Here is a 22383-nt window from a genome sequence, read left to right as displayed (position 1 = left end):
GTTGAAACCTGGATAAATTGGGGGCAATGGCAATGGTGGCCCTAGTGGTTGGTTGACTATGTCGCTGCAACCCTGCTGATTTTCGGTGCGGTTGGTACCCTGCAAAGCCGTTATTGGGGTGGCCCGACACTGAGCGCGGGATGGGCCTTCGGGCTGGGGATGGGTTGGATGTCGCTCGCAGGAAATGTCGCAGAAGGCGTCGACCCTCACCGCGATGCTAGCGTCGCGGGGCTTTACATCGATTTGATAGCTGCTGGTATGGTTTGGTCATTGCTTGGCCTCGCGCTGGCTATATTGGGATTGCAGCGCAACCCTCGTTAATCCTCAAAAATATAGGCCACTTCAAAGTCGCCCCAGCGGCGGCCATTGATGTAAATCGGCACATATACGTTTCGGACTACGATGTATTCTTGCCCGTTCCCTTCCTGACGGTAGACCGCCATCATGTAGGGTGCATTGCTGCGTTTGGCTTTCTGGTCAGTCGCGTCGAATAATATGCGGCCATTGCGGCAATATTCTGTGTCGTGCGCCAGGTCGCCCGTGGGTGTTCTCGACCTGTCTGAGACGTGTGTTGGCAGGAACCCGTTCATGTCAGCTTGCGAACACATTTTGATCGGTCCGCCTTGCTTGGACACATGATCAAGCACTGGCCGCCAATTTTGATCGGCCCAATCGCTCAGGCTTGTCCGGAAGCGTGGCGGATTACTGCCTTCGACTTGAATATAGTTTTGGTCGAACAACGCTTCTGAATTCAAATCGCCGCTTTCTATCGCGGCTTCTGTTTTCTCAACGATTTCCTTGGCGTGCTTCTGCGCCTGTTCGACGATCACACTGTCCCGAGGCGACATACCCGCTTTGACAATATCATCGAACATCTGGCTGGCCGTCAGCTCAAGGCCGCGCATACGCTCTTGCGCCAATTTCAAATGCTTCTCGTTGTTGAGGCCAGCATTGTCGAAAGAAACCAACACATCGCGGACTTTATGCACATGGTCGCTAATTGTGCCCGTCGTGCGCGCGATCTGATCGTTCTGACGGTCAACTTCTTCGACCAGATTGGCCACGCCATCGATAGTCTGTTCAATCTGCGAAACAGAGGTTTTGGCGGCTTTACTGGCCGCTGCACCAGCTTCGATTTTAGCGATGACAGTCTCGGCTTCCCCGCCCAGTGCATAAATGGTTCTGCTGATTTCTTCTGTTGCCCGGCGGGTGTCGCCGGCCAAGCTTTTCACTTCGTTGGCCACCACTGCGAAAGTGCGCCCGGCATCGCCTGCACGCATCGCTTCGATGGTGGCATTTAAGGCGAGAATATTGGTCGTCTCGGCGATCTGATCAATGTCTTGCGAGCATTTGCGGACTTGCTCCATCGCTGCTGCAAAGCCAGTTACGTGCTGGGTGAGTGTCTCAACCAGTTCCAATAAATCGGATATTTGACCCAGCGAGGACTGAATGAGGTTGGTGCCCTGCCCAAGCCGTTCGATCGCGCGTTCAGACAGAAGGCGCGCTTCGTCACTTGCCTCGGACACCTTCAGCTGGTCGGCCTCAAGCCCCGTTACTGTTTCATGCAAAGCTTCGTGTTCAGCTCTAAGGCCATCGTAAGATGCCATTACCGATTCAACAAATCCGGCAACATCGGCACAACCGACGGTTACATCGCCGCAGCTCTCGGAAATGGTGTCGATGCTTTGGCTATCGGCCTTATCGAATTCGGCATGTTTCATTCGGAAGATCACCCCAATTTTGTATTGGCCGTCTTTACCGGACTTATGGTTATCGAACTCTTAAGAGCGGCAATTTGGTATTCGAACTGAAACTGACTGGTAACGCGCGGCCAACATGGTAAGCATGATTCATGTTTTTTAATTTCGTAGATGAGCTCCGCGCGGCGGGTATTCAGGCGTCCTTTAAGGAGCACCTCACCTTGCTTGCGGCCCTTGACCGTGATGTGATTGATCAGACCCCTGAGGCTTTTTATTATCTAAGCCGCGCCACCTTCGTGAAAGATGAAGGTTTGCTCGACCGGTTTGATCAAGTCTTCAACAAGACTTTCAAAGGCATTCTGTCAGACTATGGCCAAGAAGCCGTTGATATTCCCGAGGAATGGCTGAAAGCGGTCGCGGAAAAGTTCCTTACTCCAGAAGAAATGGCCGAGATTGAAGCTCTGGGTGATTGGGATGAGATTATGGACACCCTCAAGAAGCGTCTTGAGGAACAAGAGAAACGCCATGAAGGCGGCAATAAATGGATTGGTACCGGCGGCACCAGCCCGTTTGGTCATTCCGGTTACAATCCCGAAGGCGTTCGGATCGGCGGCGAAAGCAAGCATAAGAAAGCGGTGAAGGTTTGGGAGAAGCGCGAGTTTCAAAACCTCGACAACACCAAAGAACTTGGCACGCGCAATATCAAAATGGCGCTGCGGCGACTCCGCCGTTTTGCCCGTGAGGGAAATGCGGATGAGCTGGATCTGGACGCAACCATCGAAGGAACTGCCAAGCAAGGCTGGCTAGATATCCGCATGCGCCCGGAACGCCATAATGCGGTAAAGTTGTTGCTGTTCCTTGATGTCGGCGGATCAATGGATCCCTTTATCAAGATGGTCGAAGAGCTGTTCAGCGCAGCCAATAGCGAATTCAAAAATATGGAGTTTTTCTACTTCCATAACTGCCTGTATGAAGGCGTCTGGAAAGACAATAAACGCCGCTGGCAGGAAAGAACCAATACCTGGGACATCCTGCATAAATACGGTCATGACTACAAAGTCATTTTTGTGGGCGACGCAGCCATGAGCCCTTACGAAATTACCCATCAGGGTGGCAGCGTGGAGCATATGAACGAGGAAGCCGGAGCCATGTGGATGCGCCGTGTTACCAACACATATCCTGCAACAGTTTGGATCAACCCGGTGCCAGAGAAGCAGTGGAATTACTCTCAAAGCACGAAAATTATCAAAGAACTGGTCAATGACCGGATGTACGGCCTGACTTTGGACGGTTTGGACGATGCCATGCGTGAGCTAACGCGGAAGAACGGCGCCTAGTAAAGCAAGTGCTGGCGAACATCGTTTCGCCACGCCGCTTCGTCAGGGTTGGCGAGAGCATCCAAATGATCAGGCTGCGATGATGGATCATCCACCCATTCGCGCAGTGATGACCCGCCATTGATCACATCAATCGCCAAGACGTCGTTTGTGTATTCATATTTGAAATCCAGCCCGCGCCACAAATCATAGTCAGGATACAGCACCCTGATTGCTTTGAATGCCAGAGCTTGCAACCGCCATGGTTTGAACGCGTCATGATCATAATGCGGCCCCTCCGCATGGATCATCAGTGCGCTGCAAAGCTCCCCCTGATGTTTGTGGAAGGTCGGCTCGAAATAGCATTCTCTCAGCAAGCATCCCGCCATCCATTGCGGCGCAAAGCGCTGCATCTCGGCAAGAATTGCTTTGGCATCTAGATCAGGCGCGCCAAACAGCACCTCTAACGGCCGTGTGGTACCCCTGCCCTCGCTAACGGTTGCGCCTTCGATCATTACAGTGCCCGCATAAGCGCGCGCCATATTTAACGCCGCGGCATTGGGACTGGGGTTGATCCAGATGCGGTCTGTTGGCCAACCTTTCCCGCTTCCTTCCGGTTTCCACCCCGCCATCTCAATAACGCGGTAATTAACATTGAGCCCGAAATGGTCGATGAACCAATGCCCCATCTCGCCAAGGGTCAGGCCGTGGCGCATTGGCATTGGGCCAGCGCCGACAAAGCTTTCATAGCCTGATTGCAGGATAGTGCCTTCAACGGGCCTTCCGGCGGGGTTTGGCCGATCCAGGACCCATACTTCTTTGCCATGCTCTTGCGCCGCCTCGAGCAAATATAACAGTGTCGTTACGAAGGTATATATTCGGCAGCCAAGGTCTTGCAGGTCAAACAAAAATACATCTGCGCTCGCCATCATCTGCGCTGTTGGGCGGCGCACCTCGCCGTACAAGCTGAACACCGGTATGTTGTAGGTCGGATCGGTCTCATCCATCGTTTCGACCATATTATCTTGCTTGTCGCCCTTCAGGCCATGTTGCGGGCCAAAGGCTGAGGTTACATTCACGCCCGCGCCGATCAGCGCGTCTAAAGAGTGGGTAAGATCAGTTGTTACCGATGCGGGATGGGCGACCAACGCCACCCGCTTATTTTCCAGCGGCTTCCGCAGGTCAGCATTTGCCAGCAGCCGATCTATTCCGAATTGGACACTCATGCCAGTTTCTCCAGTGTGATTGCCCGGCATACTTCGCTGTGAAACTCTGCCTTGCCGTCCTCGAAAGCCAATGCCCAGAACTGGATATTGCCGTCATTGTCTTCCACGATCGCATTCAATGCCACGGCGGCAGGCAATGGGAGTTCGGAAGCTATGCTGGCTTCAAGTTGTAGGGACGTGCCATCATGCGAACAGGCAATTGCGATTGCCTCCACCGGAGCGTTCCTGCTGTTTAACCGGAAATCATCGAAGTCATAACACGCCCAACGGCTTGACGGAGACAGGTTGAATTCCCGGTAATATTGGCCGCCTTCTGGTTGCCAGAATATTTCAAAGCAGGTTGTCTTCCACAGAAAGTCCATGCGTTCACTGGCCGCGTGCATGGGCACTTTGATCCGTGAGATATCTCCATCGAACCGAAAGCGAGCTTTGCAGCCCTGCTTTGTTGCCTCGATCTCGGCTTGGACATTGGTGATGGGACCTGCGGCACAATCGGGATGAAGTATGAGTGTTTGCATAAGGTGCGTATTAGCGCAGCAGAAAGCCCTCGCAAGTCCATTGCTCCGTTTAACAAACAGAACAGCTGTGCAAGGCCACTTACCGACGGCAAATTTCATTGCTAAAGCGCCCGTTCAAATCACAGGGTACTTATGACCAACTACAATTCCGACCTACTCCGCCTGCTAGAAGAACGTGGCCATCTGCATCAGATTACAGATGCGGCAGCGCTTGATGCCCTTGCGCAAAAAGAAGTTGTGACCGGGTATGTCGGCTTTGACCCGACCGCGCCGTCCCTGCACATTGGTAATCTGGCGTCGATCATGCTGCTCAAAAGATTGCAGCAGGCAGGACACCGTCCGATCGTGATTATGGGCGGCGGTACCGCCAAGGTTGGCGATCCATCCGGCAAAGACGAAACCCGTCAAATGCTGACCGAGGAAAGGCTCGCCAGTAACATCGCGTCGATCAAAGGATGTTTCGAACGGATATTGCGATTTGACGATAGCGAAAGTGGCGCTTTGCTGATCAATAATGACGATTGGCTCAGCAAACTGAGCTATATCGAACTGCTACGCGACGTTGGCCCGCATTTCACTATCAACCGTATGCTGACATTCGATTCGGTGAAAACGCGGCTAGACCGCGAACAACCGCTGACCTTTATCGAATTCAACTACATGATCATGCAGGCGTATGACTATCTTGTGCTCAACCGGGATTACGGTTGCCGCCTCCAATTGGGCGGGAGCGATCAATGGGGCAACATCGTCAATGGGATTGAACTGACTCGCCGGATTGATGGCAAGGAAGTCTATGGCTTCACAGCGCCGCTGATCACCCGTGCGGACGGTGCGAAGATGGGTAAATCCGTTGACGGCGCGATCTGGCTGAATGAAGACCAGTTGCCAGCGTACGATTTCTGGCAATATTGGCGGAATACAGACGACAGGGATGTCGGAAAGTTTCTACGCTTGTTTACGGACCTGCCGATGGAACAAATTGCGGATCTTGAGGCGTTGGAAGGCAGCGCGATCAACGACGCAAAGGTGATTCTTGCCAATGAAGTGACAAAAATGGTGCGCGGGGAAGATGCAGCCCGTTCTGCTGAAACCACTGCAGCCACAACATTTGCAGGCGGTGGTTCCGGGGAAGATCTGCCGACTTTGGCGGTGGGTAGCGAAGGTATGCGCATTGGCGCTGTTCTGACTGCCATCGGTTTCACCGCATCCAACGGGGAAGCGAAGCGCAAACTGGCAGAGGGCGCGGTCAAACTGGATGGCGAAAGCGTCAATGACCCCGGTTTTTTGGTTACGGTTACCGAAGGGGCCGACAAAAAACTGAGTTTGGGTAAGAAAAAACATGGGGTGATCACGCTGTAACCCGCAGAAATGCGTGGTTTTGTGCCATATTGAGACAACGGAACTTTACAAAATATCAGGCTTTATACCGCATTAGGGCTCTTCCACTCGATCAAGGAGGGTCGCGGACCAATGGGTGTTGGAGCACAACTTTCGGTAACTGATATGCGGCGCGCGGCGCGGCATCCAGTAGACCATCCTGTAATCGCAGAGCATGCACAACGCGGTGATATCAAGCTGCATATCAGCAACCTGTCGGCCCATGGCTTTATGGTGGATGACGGTGTGGATCTTGTTCGCGGCGACCGTGTGATTATCCGCTTACCAGTTATCGGCCGGATCGAAGCGTATGTTATCTGGACGCGAGAGCCCCGCATCGGGTTTCAATTTGAGCGGATTTTGCGCGTCGATGACTTTGTCGAGATGATCGACACGCTTCAGCCCAACCCAAGATTGCGTAAGAACCGCTAAGCCTGAATAGGGCGCTCTAGTCTTTCGCTAACTCAGTGAGCGCTTGGCACGGGGACCCTCCCCTGTCATGGCGTCCATGTGACTGAACCTACGCATCCATTTCGCATACATAATTTCCGCGCATATTGGGTATCGCGTCTATCAATGACGCTGGCGCAATATGCCATGCTGCTGATCATCGGTTGGCAGACATACAACATCGCGCGTGATAGCGGTCTGAGTGTCGGAGCGTCTTCGGGCCAGCTGGCTTTGATCGGTCTTCTGCAATTTTTGCCATTGTTTGTGCTGACGCCGTTTTCAGGCCTCGCCGCAGATCGATTTAATCGCAGGACAGTGGCACGGCTGACAGTCGCACTGCAAATGGCGTGTGCGGGCTATCTGGCATGGCTCACATGGACCGATGCAATCACAATCCCCAACCTGTTTGGTGTCGCCATCTGCTTGGGAATCGCCCGCGCCTTTGCCGGACCGGCCTTGTCTGCCTTGGCACCTAATTTGGTCCCCCAAGCCAGCTTGCCCAATGCCATCGCTCTCTCTTCAATCGCATGGCAAGTCGGCATGATAGCTGGCCCGGGAATCGGCGGTTATCTGTATGATATTCAGGCCGCTCTACCATATGCGGTCGCCTTCGCGCTGTTTTCTGTATCGATCGTCGCGCTCACCACCATCGGCGATGTCCCGCGTAGCGCAATAAAGGGCGCCCAGCGTCCAATCGGACAGATCGTTGATGGCCTGCAATATGTCATCCGCAATAAGATGGTACTGGGTGCGATCACGCTCGATTTGTTTGCAGTATTCTTGGCCGGCGCGACGGCGCTTTTCCCGGTATATGCCCGCGATATTCTACAGGTTGGATCAACTGGCCTTAGTCAGCTCGCGATGGCACCCGCAGTCGGTGCAGTCGTTACGGCAGCCTTCTTCTCTTTCTTCCCAATCAAGACCAATGTTGGCCCCAAGATGCTGGGCGCGGTTGCCATGTTTGGGATTGCGACCATCGTCTTCGGGTTTTCCACGTCGATGCCGCTATCGCTTGCGATGCTGGTGATTGTGGGCGCAGCGGATATGTTCTCGGTCTATATTCGCCAATCGCTTATCCAGCTGCACACTCCAGATGATAAGCGGGGCCGGGTATCTTCGGTGTCGATGATGACCATTTCCGCCTCGAACGAATTCGGCGATTTCTTCTCTGGAACGCTGGCATTCTTCATCGGCCCAGTTCTTGCTGTAGTGCTTGGCGGGGCAGGCGCGATCATGACTGTCGCTATTTGGAGCCAGCTATTTCCCGTCCTTCGCACCACGAAGACCTTTGATCCGCCAGAAGAATTGCTAGATGTAAGCAATACGAATTCCTCAGGAGAGAAATGATGAAAGCCGATTCCGTCCTCGCTACCATTGGTAATACTCCGCATATCCGGCTTTCCCGTATGTTCCCCAATCACGAGGTGTGGGTGAAGTCGGAACGCGGCAATCCTGGCGGTTCGATTAAAGACCGCATTGCTTTGGCGATGGTGGAAGCTGCTGAAGAAGCCGGTGATCTGAAACCAGGCGGTACTATCATTGAACCCACCAGCGGAAACACCGGTATCGGGCTGGCAATGGTGGCTGCGGTCAAGGGTTATAAGCTCGTCCTTGTGATGCCGGAATCGATGTCGCTCGAACGCCGCAGACTGATGCTTGCTTATGGCGCCACATTTGACCTGACTGATAAAACCAAGGGCATGAAAGGCGCTATTGAACGCGCAACGGAGCTGGTCAGCCAAACTGATGGTGCTTGGATGCCCGCCCAGTTCGACAATCCAGCCAATGTCGCAGTCCATGTGCGCACCAGCGCGCAAGAGATTCTCACTGACTTTGCCGATGATCCCATTGATGTCATGATTACCGGTGTCGGCACTGGCGGGCACCTGACAGGGTGTGCCGAAGAATTGAAACGGCATTGGGCGGGCATGAAAGCCTATGCGGTTGAGCCCGAACTATCCCCCGTGATCAGCGGCGGGCAACCCGGCCCTCACCCGATCCAGGGTATTGGCGCTGGCTTCATCCCGGGCAACCTTCACACTCAGGCGATTGACGGCGCTATCCCGGTGGATGCAGAGGCTGCTAAAGAAATGGCCCGCCGCTGCGCTGCCGAAGAAGGGTTGCTGGTTGGCATTTCAAGCGGCGCCACGCTGGCCGCGATTGCGAAAAAACTGGCTGACCTACCGGAAGGGTCCCGCGTGCTGGGCTTCAATTACGATACTGGTGAGCGATATTTGTCGGTGCCAGAGTTTTTGCCTGAAGCATAATAGCGCCGTGATAAGTTGAGCTAACGATTGCCTACCCTAGGGCTGCTGCGGCAATTTCGCCCCGCGGTCGGTCATGCTCAACAGATCATTTGCAACCGCTTGCAAGTTTGTTGTCGACCAATCGTTACGGACCAGGTTCCTGAAACCGATATACCCGGCCAAGACGCTGTCAGCGAGGTAGTCATCACCTGAAGGCACGTTGAGAGCGTCCGCGAATATTGACCGAAGTCGCCCAAGCGCATCGACAAGTTGATCGGTTGCTTGAGAGCCGAGATTGGTGCGCTCCGCAGCTGCATTGCAAATGAAGCACCCTAGCCGTCCGCTCGGGCTGCCCGCATCGGCTAGGATGGCATCAAAAAGGGCTTGGAAACGGGCTTTCGGGTTTTCCTGCGTCTTGAGCAATCTGTTTGCACTTTGGACTTCTTGAACTTGGTAATGGGCCAATGCAGCTACGTACATGCCCTCCTTATCCGTGAATTCGCGATACAATGTTTGTTTGGGCGACCCCGAAACCCGCTCTAAATCGAAAAGTGAAGTAGCTTCGAAACCATATTTCCAGAAATGATGCTTGATAGCGAGCAATGCATCATCGCGATGATAGAGTTTTTTGCGTCCTATAACAGCACCTTATCAATATTTTTGGACCGAATGGTAACCTTTTGAGCTTTGGGACCGAATACCCCCGCGTCAACACGCGGCCGCATATTGTGACCGTATAGTAACATATTTATCTAAGCCATCTAACGGCCCATTAAACACCAAAAACACGAAAAAAAGGGGCACTCTTTATAAGGAGTGCCCCTTTTCACGTGCGTCGCCCCGTAGCAGGTACCGTTAGCTGTACTTACTGAGGTTGCTTGCCCAGATTTGCGGCAACCCGCCAAATCTATCGGCGATGAATTCATATTGGGGGCGCAGCAAGGCCATCGTTTCACGCGCCAGTTTATCTGGCAAATCACCTGGAGGCGCCCCATTCCTCACTTGATCAACCAATGGCGGCGAGTGGTGTGATATCGCCAGAAAATGGCAAATCTTGTTTCTCGCTTCTGCGGCTGTCTTCCCGCCAGAGAACAGGTTTTCCGAAAATTCGATGTGCACATTTGAAAGCGGCACCGCGCTCTCTAAATTGAGAATAGTCTGGCGATAATCACTTCGCTTCAAGACATCAGGATATTTCCCAGAATTGATATCATGCAGAATATCGTTGGCTTTTATCTCACGGCCATTTCCCGCCGCTCTGCGTGCATGGGACCACAATCTGCTGATCGGATCGCGTATCAGAAAAATCAGCTTTGTATCGGAGGAAGCCCTGTAAATCTGCCCGAGCTGCTCTGCAGGTAAGATCGCATAAGCGGGAGTGATTTCCCCAAAGACCTTATGTTCCCCAGCATGATGTCGCAGCATCTCGGCATATGCTGAAGGAGAATATTCATGCCCGGAAGCCAAGTTTTCATAGTCTTTCAGAAGAGCAAAATGCTCCCGCATTGTGTAGCCATGAAAGCGCCGCAAGCCGGTCCAATAAGCCAACTGATTAAAACCAATTGACCGCACGCGAGAGCGGTGGCGAGCTATTCGGGACCGTATGCCGGTAATATCCTGCGCATGAAATGAATCGTAATAATGCATTTCTTTCATACTGGAGAGGCGGCAATCCGGATTGCTATTTACAAAGTGGTACAGCCACGACGTTCCCGATCTGTGTGCGCCAATCCCGACAAAGAAAGTCTGCTTCATACCGCTAGGTCTAGCATGGCTACGCGCGCAGGCCAGCCATTCGTCGCAATCAGCATAGAGTCCGAATTACAGCGCACTGAGCGGATAGTAAGGCTCTGTAACAGCGCCCAATTGCAAACGGGCCGGCTACCGATAGTCTCGGTAGCCGGCTCGTGCAGAAACAAGGCAATGGGCCGTTGCTGAATAATGAGCGCAACGCGGAAAGCGCGCTGCTATATTCATGCAGCGGTCAAAAACGCATCTTCGCCAAGTGCCATCATGCTGTCAGAACCAGTTTCAATCTTCCGGCGAAGCGAGCCGCAATCTGGCAGGAAGCGATCACCGAAGTAGCGTGCCGTCGCCAGTTTGGTTTCATAAAATGCCGCATCATCCGTGCCTGCATCCAGTTTTGCCTGCGCAACTGTCGCCATTCTGAGCCACATCAGGCCGAGGGAGACGATGCCCATGATGTGCATATAATGATGCGCGCCCGCGCCCAGATGATCTGGATTGGCCATCGCATTTTGCATAAACCACATGGTTGCAGCTTTCTGCTCGCCAAGTGCTTTCTCAAGCTTCTCGGCAAATGGAGCAAGGGCTTCAATATCTTTCGCCGCAGCGATTTCTTCATCGACGGTAGCAAAGAATGTCTGGATGGCTGCACCGCCATTTTGGGCAAGCTTACGGCCACAAAGGTCCATCGCTTGCACCCCGTTGGTGCCTTCGTAAATCATAGCAATGCGGCTATCGCGAACAAATTGTTCCATACCCCATTCCTGGATATAGCCATGGCCGCCAAAGACTTGCTGCATATTGGTTGCGACATCGTAGCCTTTGTCAGTGCCGTATCCTTTAATGACAGGGGTTAGCAGACTGATGATCTGGTCCGCCTTTGCGCGGTCTTCTTCAGTTGCACCTTTATGGGTGAGATCGACCTGCAACGCACCCCATAACGCCAGTGCGCGCATTCCTTCGACATAGGCTTTTGCGTCCATCAACATCCGGCGAACATCCGCGTGAACAAAGATTGGATCAGCTGCCGCCTCTGGCTCGGCCGGGCCGCTAAGGGCACGACCTTGGCGGCGATCCAGCGCGTAAGCCACCGCATTTTGATAGGCGACTTCTGCTTGGGCGTAGCCTTGGATGCCGACGCCTAAGCGGGCGGCGTTCATCATGATAAACATTGCGGCAAGGCCTTTATGCTCTTCGCCGACCATCCAGCCCTTAGCACCATCATAGTTCATGACGCAGGTGGAATTGCCGTGGATGCCCATCTTCTCTTCGATCGAGCCGCATTCCAGCGTGTTACGGTCACCCAAAGAACCATCTTCATTGACCAAGAATTTCGGCACGACGAACAGCGAAATGCCTTTTGAACTGTTAGGGGCACCCGGTGTTTTGGCGAGAACCAAATGAATGATGTTCTCCGCCATATCGTGCTCGCCGGCAGAGATGAAAATCTTGGTACCGGTGATGGCATAGGATCCATCAGCTTGCGGTTCTGCCTTGGTCCGGATCATCCCCAAATCGGTACCGCAATGCGGTTCGGTCAGGTTCATTGTACCCGTCCATTCATTGGCGATCATTTTGTGCAGGTAGGTTTCCTTTTGCTCGTCAGATCCCTTCGCCGTGATAGCGGCAATGGCGCCGCCGGTAAGGCCAGGATACATCGCAAAGGCTTGGTTGGCTGTGCCCACAAACTCTTCGACCACAAAGCCGAGGACATGAGGCATACCCTGCCCTCCAAACTCTTCAGGCTGGGCGATTGTGCCCCAACCCGACTCGCGATACTTTTCAAACGCGTCCTTAAAGCCCGTTGGGGTGCTTACAGACCCGTCTTCGTGGCGAGTACAACCTTCTTTATCTCCGACCTGATTAAGCGGAGCGAGCACTTCAGAGCAGAACTTGCCAGCTTCATTCACGACGGTGTCGATCATGTCGGGCGTCGCGCTCTCAAAACCCGGCAGATTATTGTAGCTCGCCAGATCAAGCACTTCGTTGATGATAAAGCGCGCGTCGCGCGTTGGTGCGGTGTAAGTAGGCATAATTCGATCCTTTTAAGGAGTCAGCTCTTTGAGCTGTCGAGGTCTAACTCTATGATTTGATTGATGAAGGCGCTCAGCTCCTTGATCGACGAATCGATATCGGCGCGCTGACGCTTCAATTTGGCGACATGGTCGCGGCATTTTTCTACTGTGACACGGCGCTGTTCGACCCGACCATCGCCAAGGTCGTAAAGGTCAATCATCTCGCGGATTTCAACGAGACTAAAGCCAACATTCTTGGCCCGCATGATCCATGCAAGCCTTGCGCGGTCACGTTTGGAATACACCCGGGTCAGCCCGATACGCTTTGGCGCAACCAGCCCTTCGTCTTCGTAAAACCGAAGTGCGCGGGCGGTACAATCGAATTCCGACGTGAGATCGGAAATGCTGTATTGCTCCCGATCCAGCTTGTCGGGACGATCTAAATGAGCGCCAGCATGGGCCTCTCTAACGGGTTTGGCGTCGTGAACATCGGATGGCGTAGTCATGCAAGTGTCATAACTACCCTTTACGTAAACGTCAAGTATCGATGGGTGTCAGCTGGCCATCTTCCAGGCGGCGGTACATGCATGACGTGACCCCGGTGTGGCACGTCGGTCCACTTGCTTCACACTTTATGACGAGCGCATCCTGGTCGCAATCTACGAGGATATCTTGCACCCTTAGGACGTTCCCTGATGTCTCGCCCTTTTGCCAAAGCTTACCGCGTGAGCGGGAGTGGAAGTGGGCCAACTTGGTTGTCAGGGTTTGATCAATGGCTTCTTGGTCCATAAACCCTACCATCAGTACCTGTTGGGTCTCATGATCAACGATAACAGCTGTCAGCAAACCGTTATCATCAAATTTGGGCAAGAAGCGCGAGCCATTCTCTCGGTCGGCTTTGGTGGGAGTGGTCATTCTTGAGATCTTTCAATCTGGGCGGCCAACAATGGCCGCTAATCGTTTGTTGCATGATAACCACAGATGGTGACCAAAACTTGCTCGATGTTCATAACAGCCTTTCATACTGCGCCAACCAATGAAAGGAAGTGTCTTCCAGAACAACGGCTCCAAAGAGTGCCTGGTTCAGGGGGTAAGGATGCTGCCGGCTTCATCGCCTGGCGCTCCTGTTGAACGATGAGGGATTGGATCCCGGTGACTATCAAAGGGGGACAGTCACCCAAGCCGCAAGGCGGATCCACATATATTCGTCACGTGGCGCCCGGGGTCTTAGACCTCGGGCGTTTCGCGTTTCTGGGGTGTTTTGCGCTGATCTCGCGCTTCATCCAAAACGCGTGAAAAACACCCGATAATCACGGTTGAGGCACCAGCCTTCTTCAGGGCATTCACACACGCTTCGCTAGTCGCGCCGCTGGTCAAAACGTCATCAACCAGAATGACTTGCGCATCCTTCATGACGTCATTTTTGGCGGCGCTGACAGAGATCGCGCCCGTGAGCATACGTTCCCTACCCTTGCGCCCCAGTCCTCCGAGGGGAAGCGTTCGCTTTGTCCGTTTCAGACCGTCGACCAGCAGTGTTTTACCGGTGGCAGAGGCGATATGCTGCGCCAAAAGTGCTGCTTGATTAAAGCCGCGGTGCCACAACCGGGTCCAATGAAGCGGAACGGGCACAATTAGCCAGTCACCCTCTAACTCTGGCAATTGGGCGACGATCAATGGGCCAAAAGTGCGCGACAAGGCAATTCGCCGCCCATGCTTGAATGCCAGTACCAGCTTTCTCGACGCGTCATTATAGAGTGTGCCAGCGGCGATCCCGTCATGGTTTGGAGGGATGTCGAGACACACCGCGCATTGCATTTGGTCTGATCCATAATCCGCTGGAAACGGCCTCTGACACGTTGAGCAGCTTGGCTGCCCGGGGATAACCAATTCCCCCCAACAAGAGCCGCATAGGCCTTTTTGCTCAGCAATCCCTTCACCGCACAAGGGGCACCGTGGCGGATAGATCAGGTCTACCGCTGGTTTAACAGCGTCTTTCAAGATGGTCCAGAAATGCACGTGGCCACAATGTCTTGCTTGCACCGCATCGGCAAGCACGGCAGTGCAACCTGATGAGCAATGCTGCACCGCCCACCATATTCTGCCGCGTCCGACGGGCTGCCAAATGGGCCCGTTTGATTACCCGATCCAGGGCGCCAGACGCCGCCGATTATCTGCTTCGTGACGCTGTCGATGATGTGGTTGAGCGGATGGATTTTATGCAACTGACGCCAAAAAACGCCCTCATTATAGGCGATTGGACTGGCCTCTTGCCGTCAGTTTTGAAAGCGCGCGGGGTCGAAGTGGACCGCTATCCCATTGGCGTATTTGATGAAGAGCAGCCAATTTCCGGCGGCCCGTATGATCTTGTTATTCATCTGTTGGGCTTGGCAACGGTCAACGATTTGCCCGGTGCGCTGATCCACAGCAAGAATGCGCTTGCGGATGGAGGCCTGATGATCGCCACATTCCCTGGCGCAGGGAGCTTGCCCAAATTGCGGCAAGCCATGCTGGCGGCTGATGGTGATCGGCCTGCAGCGCGAATTCATCCTATGGTCGATAACCAGTCCGCCGCGGGCTTGTTACAGCGCGCCGGGTTCAAGCGGCAAGTGGTTGATAGTCATACACTTTCAGTACGTTTTTCATCGCTCGACCGGCTTGTTAGTGATCTACGCGATCACGGCATGAATAACGCCTTGATGAATTCAGCGCCGCACATCTGCCGTGAGGGGCTTGCTCGGGCTAAAATCGCCTTTCAAGCTCTTGCTGACCATGATGGGAAGATCAAAGAGAGCTTTGAAATGATCACCCTAACCGGTTGGAAATAAACCCTTAGGCTTTTTTGCGCAGCGATGCCTGTGCCGCCGCCAAGCGAGCAATTGGCACCCGGTAAGGTGAGGCGCTGACATAGTCCAAGCCGACATCGTCGCAGAAACTGATGCTGGCCGGATCACCGCCATGTTCCCCGCAAATGCCCAGCTTAATGTCCCCGCGCGTTGCCCGGCCCCGCTCGGCTGCCATTTCCACCAATTGGCCAACGCCATCAACATCAAGGCTGACGAAGGGATCGCGCTCGAAAATTCCCTGATCAACATAAGGTGCGAGGAAACGCGCGGAATCATCCCGCGAAACGCCCAAAGTTGTCTGGGTTAAGTCATTGGTACCAAAGGAGAAGAACCGCGCTTCATTGGCAATTTCACCAGCCATCAAAGCGGCACGTGGCAGTTCGATCATGGTGCCGACAAGATACTCGATCTCGCGGCCCTGTTCGGTGAAGACGTCCTGCGCAACACGGTCAATAAGTGCGCGTAAAATCTCTAATTCCCGCTTGGTCGCGACCAATGGGACCATGATTTCCGGCACTGGAGCATCGCCAGATTCCTTGGCAACAGCACACGCCGCTTCAAAGATACCCCGTGCCTGCATCTCGTAAATTTCAGGATAGGTAATCCCAAGGCGGCAACCACGATGGCCCAGCATGGGGTTGAACTCGTGCAGCTCAGCCGCGCGGCGTTTCAAATGATCGACATTGAGGCCAGTGACATCGGCAAGGTCTGCAAATTCAGCATCACCATGCGGCAGGAATTCATGCAACGGCGGATCAAGCAATCGAATGGTGCAAGGAAGCCCCACCATAACTTCAAATATCGCTTTGAAATCATTGCGCTGTTCAGGAAGAAGCTTAGCCAGCGCCTCACGGCGGCCCGCTTCCGTATCCGCCAGGATCATCTCGCGAACCGCGCTGATCCGGCCAGCGTCAAAGAACATATGCTCTGTCCGGCATAGTCCGATGCCTTCGGCGCCGAACTGGCGCGCCATCTTACAATCTGCCGGAGTTTCAGCGTTGGTCCGAACATTCATCCGCCGATGCTTGTCTGCCCAACCCATCAATACGCCGAAATCACCCGCCATTTCCGGTTCGATAGTGCGAACTTCGCCGGCCATCACCTGGCCATTGGAGCCGTCCAGCGTGAGCGTATCACCTTCGCTGAGTTCCCGGTTGCCGATCCGCAATGTACGGCTTGCCATGTCGATAGACACGGCGGACGCGCCCGATACACAGGGGCGGCCCATCCCGCGCGCCACCACAGCGGCGTGTGACGTCATGCCGCCGCGCGCGGTCAAAATCCCCTGCGCTGCGTGCATTCCGTGAATATCTTCGGGGCTCGTTTCAACGCGAACCAGAATGACTTTCTCACCGCGATTGGCGGCTTGTTCTGCTTTGTCCGCATCCAGCACAATGGTTCCAGAGGCTGCCCCCGGCGATGCGGGCAAGCCAGTTGTCAGCACGTCACGATGCGCGCGCGGATCGAGCGTGGGGTGGAGCAATTGATCCAGCGCCATTGGATCGACGCGCAGAATGCCTTCTTCCTCGCTAATCAGCCCCTCGCCCGCCATATCGACGGCCATCTTCAGCGCAGCCTTGGCCGTGCGTTTGCCGGAACGGGTTTGCAGCATCCACAATTTGCCGTCTTGAACGGTAAATTCGATATCCTGCATATCGCGGTAATGTTTTTCGAGCAGCTCGAACACAGCAGCCAATTCGCCATAAGCGGCGGGCATGGCTTCTTCCATGCTGAGCGGCTTGGCATTGGCGCGTTCACGGGCGGCTTTGGTGAGATATTGCGGAGTACGGATGCCGGCCACCACATCCTCGCCCTGCGCATTGACCAGCCATTCGCCGTAATAGGCTTTCTCGCCCGTTGCAGGGTCCCGGGTAAAGGCCACACCCGTCGCGCTGGTATCGCCCATATTGCCGAACACCATGGCCTGCACATTGACGGCTGTGCCCCAACCCGAAGGAATATCATTGAGCCGCCGATAGACTTTCGCGCGGTCAGCATCCCAGCTGTCAAACACGGCAGAGATTGCGCCCCATAATTGCTGCGTGACGTCTTGCGGGAATGGTGTGCCCAATTCCTTCTCAACGATGGATTTATATTCTGTGACCAGCGCTTGCCAGTCTTCAGCTTCCATCTCCGTATCGTTATAGAAGCCCTTGTCTTCCTTGGCGATTTCGAGTGCTTCTTCAAACAACCCGTGGTCAACCTCCAGGACGACGTCAGAATACATCTGGATGAACCGGCGGTAACTGTCCCATGCAAAACGGTGATCGCCCGATGTCTTGGCCAGACCCTGCACCGTGGCGTCATTCAAACCCAAGTTCAGAACCGTATCCATCATGCCCGGCATCGACACTCTGGCGCCAGAGCGTACGGACACCAGCAGAGGATCTTCGTTATTTCCGAAGGACTTACCGACGGTGGCTTCAATATGGTTTAATGCCGCCTTGACGTCATTTCGCAGCGCTTCGGTGAAATCGGACCCGCCAGCGAGGTATTTTACGCACTCTTCTGTGGTGATGGTGAAACCCGGTGGGACTGGCAAACCGATCTGCGCCATTTCCGCCAGATTGGCACCCTTCCCGCCAGTAACGGTTTTGTCTTTTTGCCGTGGATCGCTGTGATCGGCATTTCCGCCAAATGTATAAACCGTTTTCACTGTTCGGGCCTCGCTTGGATGGTGGGCTTAAATGTAGGAAAGGGACACATGGGACATAGTTCTAAAGCAGGATTTAACATCACCCTTCGATGCGGCTGAAATCCGCCACTTGATGAACCGCACTGCGGAAACGCGCGAGCAAATCGAGCCGTGCGGCCCGCTTGTCTGCATCGCTGTCATTAACCGTGACATGGTCAAAAAACTCATCAATTGGACTACGTAATGACGCGAGCGCCGCCATTGCTCCCTCGAAATCTTCGCTCTCAATCGCAGAGGCCGCTTTTGGGCCTGCTGCATCAAGCGCGTCGATCAATGCCTTCTCGCTGGTTTCCGGCGCGTAGGACAGAGAGTTGTTATTGTCCGCCGTAGAGTCTGAATTGTCCCACTCCTCTTTCTTGAGAATGTTGGACGCACGCTTGTAACCCGCGAGCAGGTTGGTGCCGTCTTCTGTGGCCATAAAGGATTGCAGCGCATGGACGCGGGCGAGCAAGCGGACGAGATCGTCTTCGCCGCCGAGCGCAAAGACTGCGTCTATGAGGTCGTGACGGACGCCAGCATCGCGTTGTTGGACTTTGAGGCGGTCGGCGAAGAAGTCGAGGAGTTTTTGCGGGCTCTCACTTCCAAATTGACGCATATGCCGTTCCAGAACGGAAGCGAGTCCAACGCGCAAATTGTTGTGCTGAATCAGCAGGATCGACGAAAGCGCGGCCCGCCGTAGCGCAAATGGGTCTTTCGATCCTGTCGGTGCTGCATCAATTGAGAAGAAGCCTGCCAGAGTATCGAGCTTGTCGGCTAAACTCACTGCCACGGTCAACGGAGCAGTTGGTATTTCATCACTCTTCCCGATTGGCTTGTAGTGATCGCGGATCGCATCAGCGACTGCATCGCCTAAACCTTCAGCGCGGGCGTAATAACCGCCCATAAGTCCCTGAAGTTCAGGGAACTCTCCGACCATTTCGGTGACAAGGTCAGCCTTGCACAAACCCGCAGCTTTTTCTGCGGCGTCCCCCAGGCCATGGTCGAAATTCAGTTGTGTTAGCCATTTGGCCAACCAACCCACCCGCTCGACCTTATCCGCAACCGTGCCCAGCTTCTCATGGAAAGTAATCCGCTCAAGACCTTTGGCGTGCTCCGCCAGCGTCTTCTTGCGGTCCACATCCCAGAAGAACTTCGCATCAGACAGACGCGCGGCGAGGACTTTGCGGTTGCCCTCCACCACCACAGCGGGATCCTCCGCCTCGATATTGGACGTGCAGATGAAGGCGTTGGCAAGCTTGCCATCCTTTTCGCACACGAAATACTTCTGGTTGACCCGCGCGGTGAGCTGGATTGTTTCCGGCGGCACTTCGAGGAAATCATCCTCAAACCGGCCAAGCAGCGGCACGGGCCATTCGGTCAGGCCCGCATTCTCGATGACGAGGCCTTCATCCTCGACCAGATCAAGGCCCGCATCCTGCGCAGCCTTGGCAGCGCCGGTGCGGATAATGTTTTGGCGTTCTTCATGATCGACAATCACATGGGCATCGCGCAACTTGGCTGCATAATCATCCGCGCTACCAATCGTAATTTCACCATTGTGATGGAAGCGGTGGCCCTTGGTAACATTGCCCGATGTGATGCCATGTGTTTCGCACGCCACCACATCGCCATCCATCAGCGCTACAATGCCCGATAGCGGGCGGACCCAGCGCAGGCTTTCGGTGCTGATCGAGGCCGCGCCCCAACGCTGCGATTTGGGCCATGAAAAATCGCGGATAATCGCGGGGATAGCTTCAGCCAAAACCTCGGCAACCGCCCTGCCCGGCGTATTGATTACGGCAAAATAAGTAGGGCGGCCTTTGACGTCGCGGACTTCCAACTGGTCGCGCGAGACGCCGTTCTTGCGGCAGAAGCCATCGACCGCCTGATCGGGAGCACCCTCCGGCGGACCCTTGGCTTCTTCGCTGACGGCATCGGTTTGTGTCGGCAGATCACGCGCAATCAAGGCAAGGCGGCGCGGCGTGGACCATACGGTCAACTCGCCCAGCGCCACACCGGCGGCATCCATCTCGCGGCGGAACAGCTTCTCAAGCTCTGCCCGCGCACCCTTTTGCATACGGGCGGGGATTTCTTCGGAACGGAGTTCTAGGAGGAAATTGCTCATGCGCTCCACTCCGGAAACTTCTCGGCCCATTCGTCTTTTTTCAGCTCCATATGCTTCTCGCACGATCCGCGCGCCAGATCGCGGACCCGGGCCATATAGCTGGCGCGTTCCTGCACAGAAATCACACCGCGCGCTTGGAGGAGGTTAAAGATGTGGCTCGCCTCAACCGCTTGCTCATAGGCGGCGATGGGCACGTCACCCGCAAGCGCATTTTTGCACTCGGCCTCAGCCTTGTTGAACAGATCAAACAGCGCATCGGTGTCTGCGACTTCGAAATTCCATTTGGACATCTGGCGTTCGTTTTCGAGGAATACCTCTCCGTAGGAAACGCCGCGCCCGTTGAAGTCGAGGTCGTACACATTGTCCACGCCCTGAATATACATGGCGAGGCGTTCAAGCCCGTATGTCAGCTCGCCCGCAACAGGCTTACAATCAAAGCCGCCCATTTGCTGGAAATAGGTGAACTGCGTGACTTCCATCCCGTCACACCACACTTCCCAGCCAAGACCCCATGCGCCCAGCGTGGGGCTTTCCCAGTCATCTTCCACAAAGCGAATATCATGCTTGAGCGGATCAATCCCGATCACTTCGAGGCTCTTAAGGTAGAGTTCCTGAATATCGGACGGACTTGGCTTCAGGATCACTTGATACTGGTAATAGTGCTGCAACCTGTTGGGGTTTTCGCCATAGCGCCCGTCGGTCGGTCGGCGGCACGGCTGCACAAAGGCGGCATTCCACGGTTCTGGCCCAAGCGCACGCAGGGTTGTTGCGGTGTGGAACGTCCCCGCCCCCATACGCATATCGTAAGGCTGCAAAATCAAGCAGCCATGTGCGCTCCAGAAATCATGAAGGGCCAAGATCATATCTTGAAACGATTTCGCAGGATTGCGAGCGGGAATAGAAGGTGTAGTCGTCGCCATGCGCGCGGCTTTGGCGCACCGCCCCAAATGCGTCAATGCTGCACTGCAACCTGTGCTCAGTATAGAGGTGGAGCAGAGCTTGTTCTGTCACCTTGTCCAAACTTTTTGTAAGGTTTTCTTGACATAGTCAGCGAATCACGACATATAGTCAGGCACACCTTACATCACACGAACCACGGACATATTGGTAGAGGCGATGCCCTACTCATCAGAACCCACTCGAAATGATAATGCGGCATGGTATCTAGCAGGAGGCTGGATCGGCGCGCTCGGAACAATGTTTGCTATTGTCTGTGAAGTGTACTTTCGCAGTCCTGATCTGGCTCTCATCGGCAAAATTATTGCCCTCCTGTCGATACTCCTGATGATGAACGCAAAGCATAATGACGAGTTTCTGCGAGGCTTATGGCAAGCAGGGGCAACCACTGCCCTAGCAACCGCTATATTTTGGGTGTTTATTGGCCCGTTTCTTCTCGGATTGGTTGATGGGTTGATGGGTAGTCCCAATGAACCGCGATTCCCTCATGAATGGACCTATCTAGCCCTAGCTAGCGGTTTTTTTGTAGGGTTTAACTGGCGCCGTTATCGAGGCCTGACATGAACAACCGCCTAAAAGTATTGCGCGCTGAACGCGACTGGAGCCAAGCAGAATTGGCTGGTCGTTTAGAAGTTTCTCGGCAAGCCGTGAACGCAATCGAAACGGGGAAGCATGATCCGTCACTGCCCCTGGCCTTTAAGATAGCTCGCTTGTTCAATATGCCAATTGAGGAGATCTTTGATGACGCATAAATCTGATGTAGAACCACTTTCCGGTGAGCTCAAACTGAAGGCACGCCGGTCAGCATGGATCCGCTACTTCATCATTGCCGTTCTTATCAGTTTCGGCGCAGGTCTCGGCACGGGGTACCTCAGCGGTTTGTTTGAAAGCGGGAAACTGCCGATTTGGATACTGTATGCCGCTTGGGCGGTCGTTTTGGCCGGCCTAGCCTGGTTCACAAGGGACTACTTCAGACGAATAGACGAATTGGACCTAGCCGATAATTTATGGAGCCATCTGATCGGTTATTATGTGACTCTATGGGCATTTGGCCTGTGGTACGTCTTGTATGATATAGGTCGCGCGCCGGAACCCTCCGCGCTGCCAGTGATTGCTTTCATGCTCGTTACCACCTTCGTCGTTTATGGAGCCCGCAAGTTAGGGATCCACTAATTTCACTTTTTAAT

General features: G+C 54.2%; 21 protein-coding genes and 2 pseudogenes. 9 read left to right on the top strand and 14 right to left on the bottom strand.

The features are described 5' to 3' along the window. Positions 1–48: 48 nt before the first annotated feature. Positions 49–321 carry a hypothetical protein gene (locus HKD42_RS04860; RefSeq protein ID WP_170010823.1) on the top strand — a complete coding sequence of 91 codons (273 nt, stop codon included), beginning with the start codon at positions 49–51 and terminating at the stop codon, positions 319–321. Here the strand turns inward: HKD42_RS04860 and HKD42_RS04855 are convergent. Next, entirely contained in the window at positions 318–1721 is a 1404-nt protein-coding gene (locus tag HKD42_RS04855) for a methyl-accepting chemotaxis protein (RefSeq protein ID WP_170010821.1), read from the bottom strand. The two genes, HKD42_RS04860 and HKD42_RS04855, sit on opposite strands and share 4 nt — an antisense overlap. 131 nt (positions 1722–1852) lie before the next feature. Here HKD42_RS04855 and HKD42_RS04850 point away from each other — a divergent pair, with 131 nt between their 5' ends. Beyond that, a complete protein-coding gene (locus HKD42_RS04850) occupies positions 1853–3037 on the top strand; it encodes a vWA domain-containing protein (protein ID WP_170010819.1) in 1185 nt (394 codons plus the stop codon). Here the strand turns inward: HKD42_RS04850 and HKD42_RS04845 are convergent. Further along, complete coding sequence (locus HKD42_RS04845; RefSeq protein ID WP_170010817.1) at positions 3034–4242, bottom strand: exo-beta-N-acetylmuramidase NamZ family protein; 1209 nt, start codon at positions 4240–4242, stop codon at positions 3034–3036. The two genes, HKD42_RS04850 and HKD42_RS04845, sit on opposite strands and share 4 nt — an antisense overlap. After that, positions 4239–4760, bottom strand: coding sequence for a DOMON domain-containing protein (locus HKD42_RS04840; protein WP_170010815.1), 522 nt, complete (start codon positions 4758–4760; stop codon positions 4239–4241). Before HKD42_RS04840 ends, HKD42_RS04845 begins: the two co-directional genes overlap by 4 nt. 132 nt (positions 4761–4892) lie before the next feature. On the opposite strand from HKD42_RS04840, the gene tyrS reads away from it, so the two are divergent. The 4 genes from tyrS (at position 4893) to cysK (ending at position 8857) form a co-directional block, all read left to right on the top strand. Then, positions 4893–6122: a tyrosine--tRNA ligase gene (tyrS, locus tag HKD42_RS04835; RefSeq protein WP_170010813.1), complete on the top strand. Its 1230-nt coding sequence runs from the start codon at positions 4893–4895 to the stop codon at positions 6120–6122. 111 nt (positions 6123–6233) lie between these two features. Beyond that, positions 6234–6572 (top strand): PilZ domain-containing protein, encoded by a 339-nt coding sequence (locus tag HKD42_RS04830; RefSeq protein WP_170010811.1) that lies wholly within the window; start codon positions 6234–6236, stop codon positions 6570–6572. 78 nt (positions 6573–6650) lie between these two features. Further along, positions 6651–7937, top strand: a complete 1287-nt coding sequence (locus tag HKD42_RS04825) for an MFS transporter (RefSeq protein ID WP_170010809.1) — start codon at positions 6651–6653, stop codon at positions 7935–7937. Next, positions 7937–8857 carry a cysteine synthase A gene (cysK, locus tag HKD42_RS04820; RefSeq protein ID WP_170012111.1) on the top strand — a complete coding sequence of 307 codons (921 nt, stop codon included), beginning with the start codon at positions 7937–7939 and terminating at the stop codon, positions 8855–8857. Before HKD42_RS04825 ends, cysK begins: the two co-directional genes overlap by 1 nt. Positions 8858–8893: 36 nt before the next feature. Here the strand turns inward: cysK and HKD42_RS04815 are convergent, their stop codons facing one another. From HKD42_RS04815 to HKD42_RS13435, 8 genes and pseudogenes are all read right to left on the bottom strand, one after another. Then, on the bottom strand, positions 8894–9316 hold the full coding sequence (locus HKD42_RS04815) for a hypothetical protein (RefSeq protein ID WP_246236737.1): 423 nt from the start codon (positions 9314–9316) through the stop codon (positions 8894–8896). Continuing rightward, positions 9317–9439, bottom strand: a pseudogene (locus HKD42_RS13470) (TetR family transcriptional regulator); the annotation flags it as partial. A gap of 252 nt (positions 9440–9691) precedes the next feature. After that, complete coding sequence (locus HKD42_RS04810; protein ID WP_170010805.1) at positions 9692–10591, bottom strand: sulfotransferase; 900 nt, start codon at positions 10589–10591, stop codon at positions 9692–9694. A 218-nt stretch (positions 10592–10809) separates the two neighbouring features. After that, positions 10810–12615, bottom strand: a complete 1806-nt coding sequence (locus HKD42_RS04805) for an acyl-CoA dehydrogenase C-terminal domain-containing protein (protein ID WP_170010803.1) — start codon at positions 12613–12615, stop codon at positions 10810–10812. Between the two features lie 20 nt (positions 12616–12635). Further along, positions 12636–13103, bottom strand: coding sequence for a MerR family transcriptional regulator (locus tag HKD42_RS04800; protein WP_170010801.1), 468 nt, complete (start codon positions 13101–13103; stop codon positions 12636–12638). Between the two features lie 31 nt (positions 13104–13134). Then, complete coding sequence (gene hisI / locus HKD42_RS04795; RefSeq protein WP_170010799.1) at positions 13135–13512, bottom strand: phosphoribosyl-AMP cyclohydrolase; 378 nt, start codon at positions 13510–13512, stop codon at positions 13135–13137. 312 nt (positions 13513–13824) lie between these two features. Next, a complete protein-coding gene (locus HKD42_RS04790; RefSeq protein WP_343042256.1) occupies positions 13825–14412 on the bottom strand; it encodes a ComF family protein in 588 nt (195 codons plus the stop codon). A 39-nt stretch (positions 14413–14451) separates the two neighbouring features. After that, positions 14452–14613, bottom strand: a pseudogene (locus HKD42_RS13435) (double zinc ribbon domain-containing protein); the annotation flags it as partial. A 53-nt stretch (positions 14614–14666) separates the two neighbouring features. Between HKD42_RS13435 and HKD42_RS04785 the strand changes: the two are divergent. Then, complete coding sequence (locus HKD42_RS04785; RefSeq protein WP_170010795.1) at positions 14667–15422, top strand: methyltransferase domain-containing protein; 756 nt, start codon at positions 14667–14669, stop codon at positions 15420–15422. Positions 15423–15426: 4 nt separating this feature from the next. Here the strand turns inward: HKD42_RS04785 and ppdK are convergent, their stop codons facing one another. The 3 genes from ppdK to HKD42_RS04770 form a co-directional block, all read right to left on the bottom strand. After that, complete coding sequence (ppdK, locus tag HKD42_RS04780) at positions 15427–18096, bottom strand: pyruvate, phosphate dikinase (protein ID WP_170010793.1); 2670 nt, start codon at positions 18094–18096, stop codon at positions 15427–15429. A 79-nt stretch (positions 18097–18175) separates the two neighbouring features. Further along, entirely contained in the window at positions 18176–20239 is a 2064-nt protein-coding gene (gene glyS, locus HKD42_RS04775; RefSeq protein ID WP_170010791.1) for a glycine--tRNA ligase subunit beta, read from the bottom strand. Next, positions 20236–21159 carry a glycine--tRNA ligase subunit alpha gene (locus HKD42_RS04770; protein WP_170010789.1) on the bottom strand — a complete coding sequence of 308 codons (924 nt, stop codon included), beginning with the start codon at positions 21157–21159 and terminating at the stop codon, positions 20236–20238. Before HKD42_RS04770 ends, glyS begins: the two co-directional genes overlap by 4 nt. 597 nt (positions 21160–21756) lie before the next feature. Here HKD42_RS04770 and HKD42_RS04765 point away from each other — a divergent pair. Next, positions 21757–21948: a helix-turn-helix transcriptional regulator gene (locus tag HKD42_RS04765; RefSeq protein ID WP_170010787.1), complete on the top strand. Its 192-nt coding sequence runs from the start codon at positions 21757–21759 to the stop codon at positions 21946–21948. Continuing rightward, complete coding sequence (locus tag HKD42_RS04760) at positions 21938–22369, top strand: hypothetical protein (protein ID WP_170010785.1); 432 nt, start codon at positions 21938–21940, stop codon at positions 22367–22369. Before HKD42_RS04765 ends, HKD42_RS04760 begins: the two co-directional genes overlap by 11 nt. Positions 22370–22383 lie beyond the last annotated feature (14 nt).

This window comes from Pontixanthobacter rizhaonensis, assembly GCF_012972675.1.
Taxonomy (GTDB): domain Bacteria; phylum Pseudomonadota; class Alphaproteobacteria; order Sphingomonadales; family Sphingomonadaceae; genus Pontixanthobacter; species Pontixanthobacter rizhaonensis.
The sequence above is the reverse complement of the archived record's forward strand: the minus strand, read 5'-3'. Positions and strand labels throughout refer to the sequence as shown.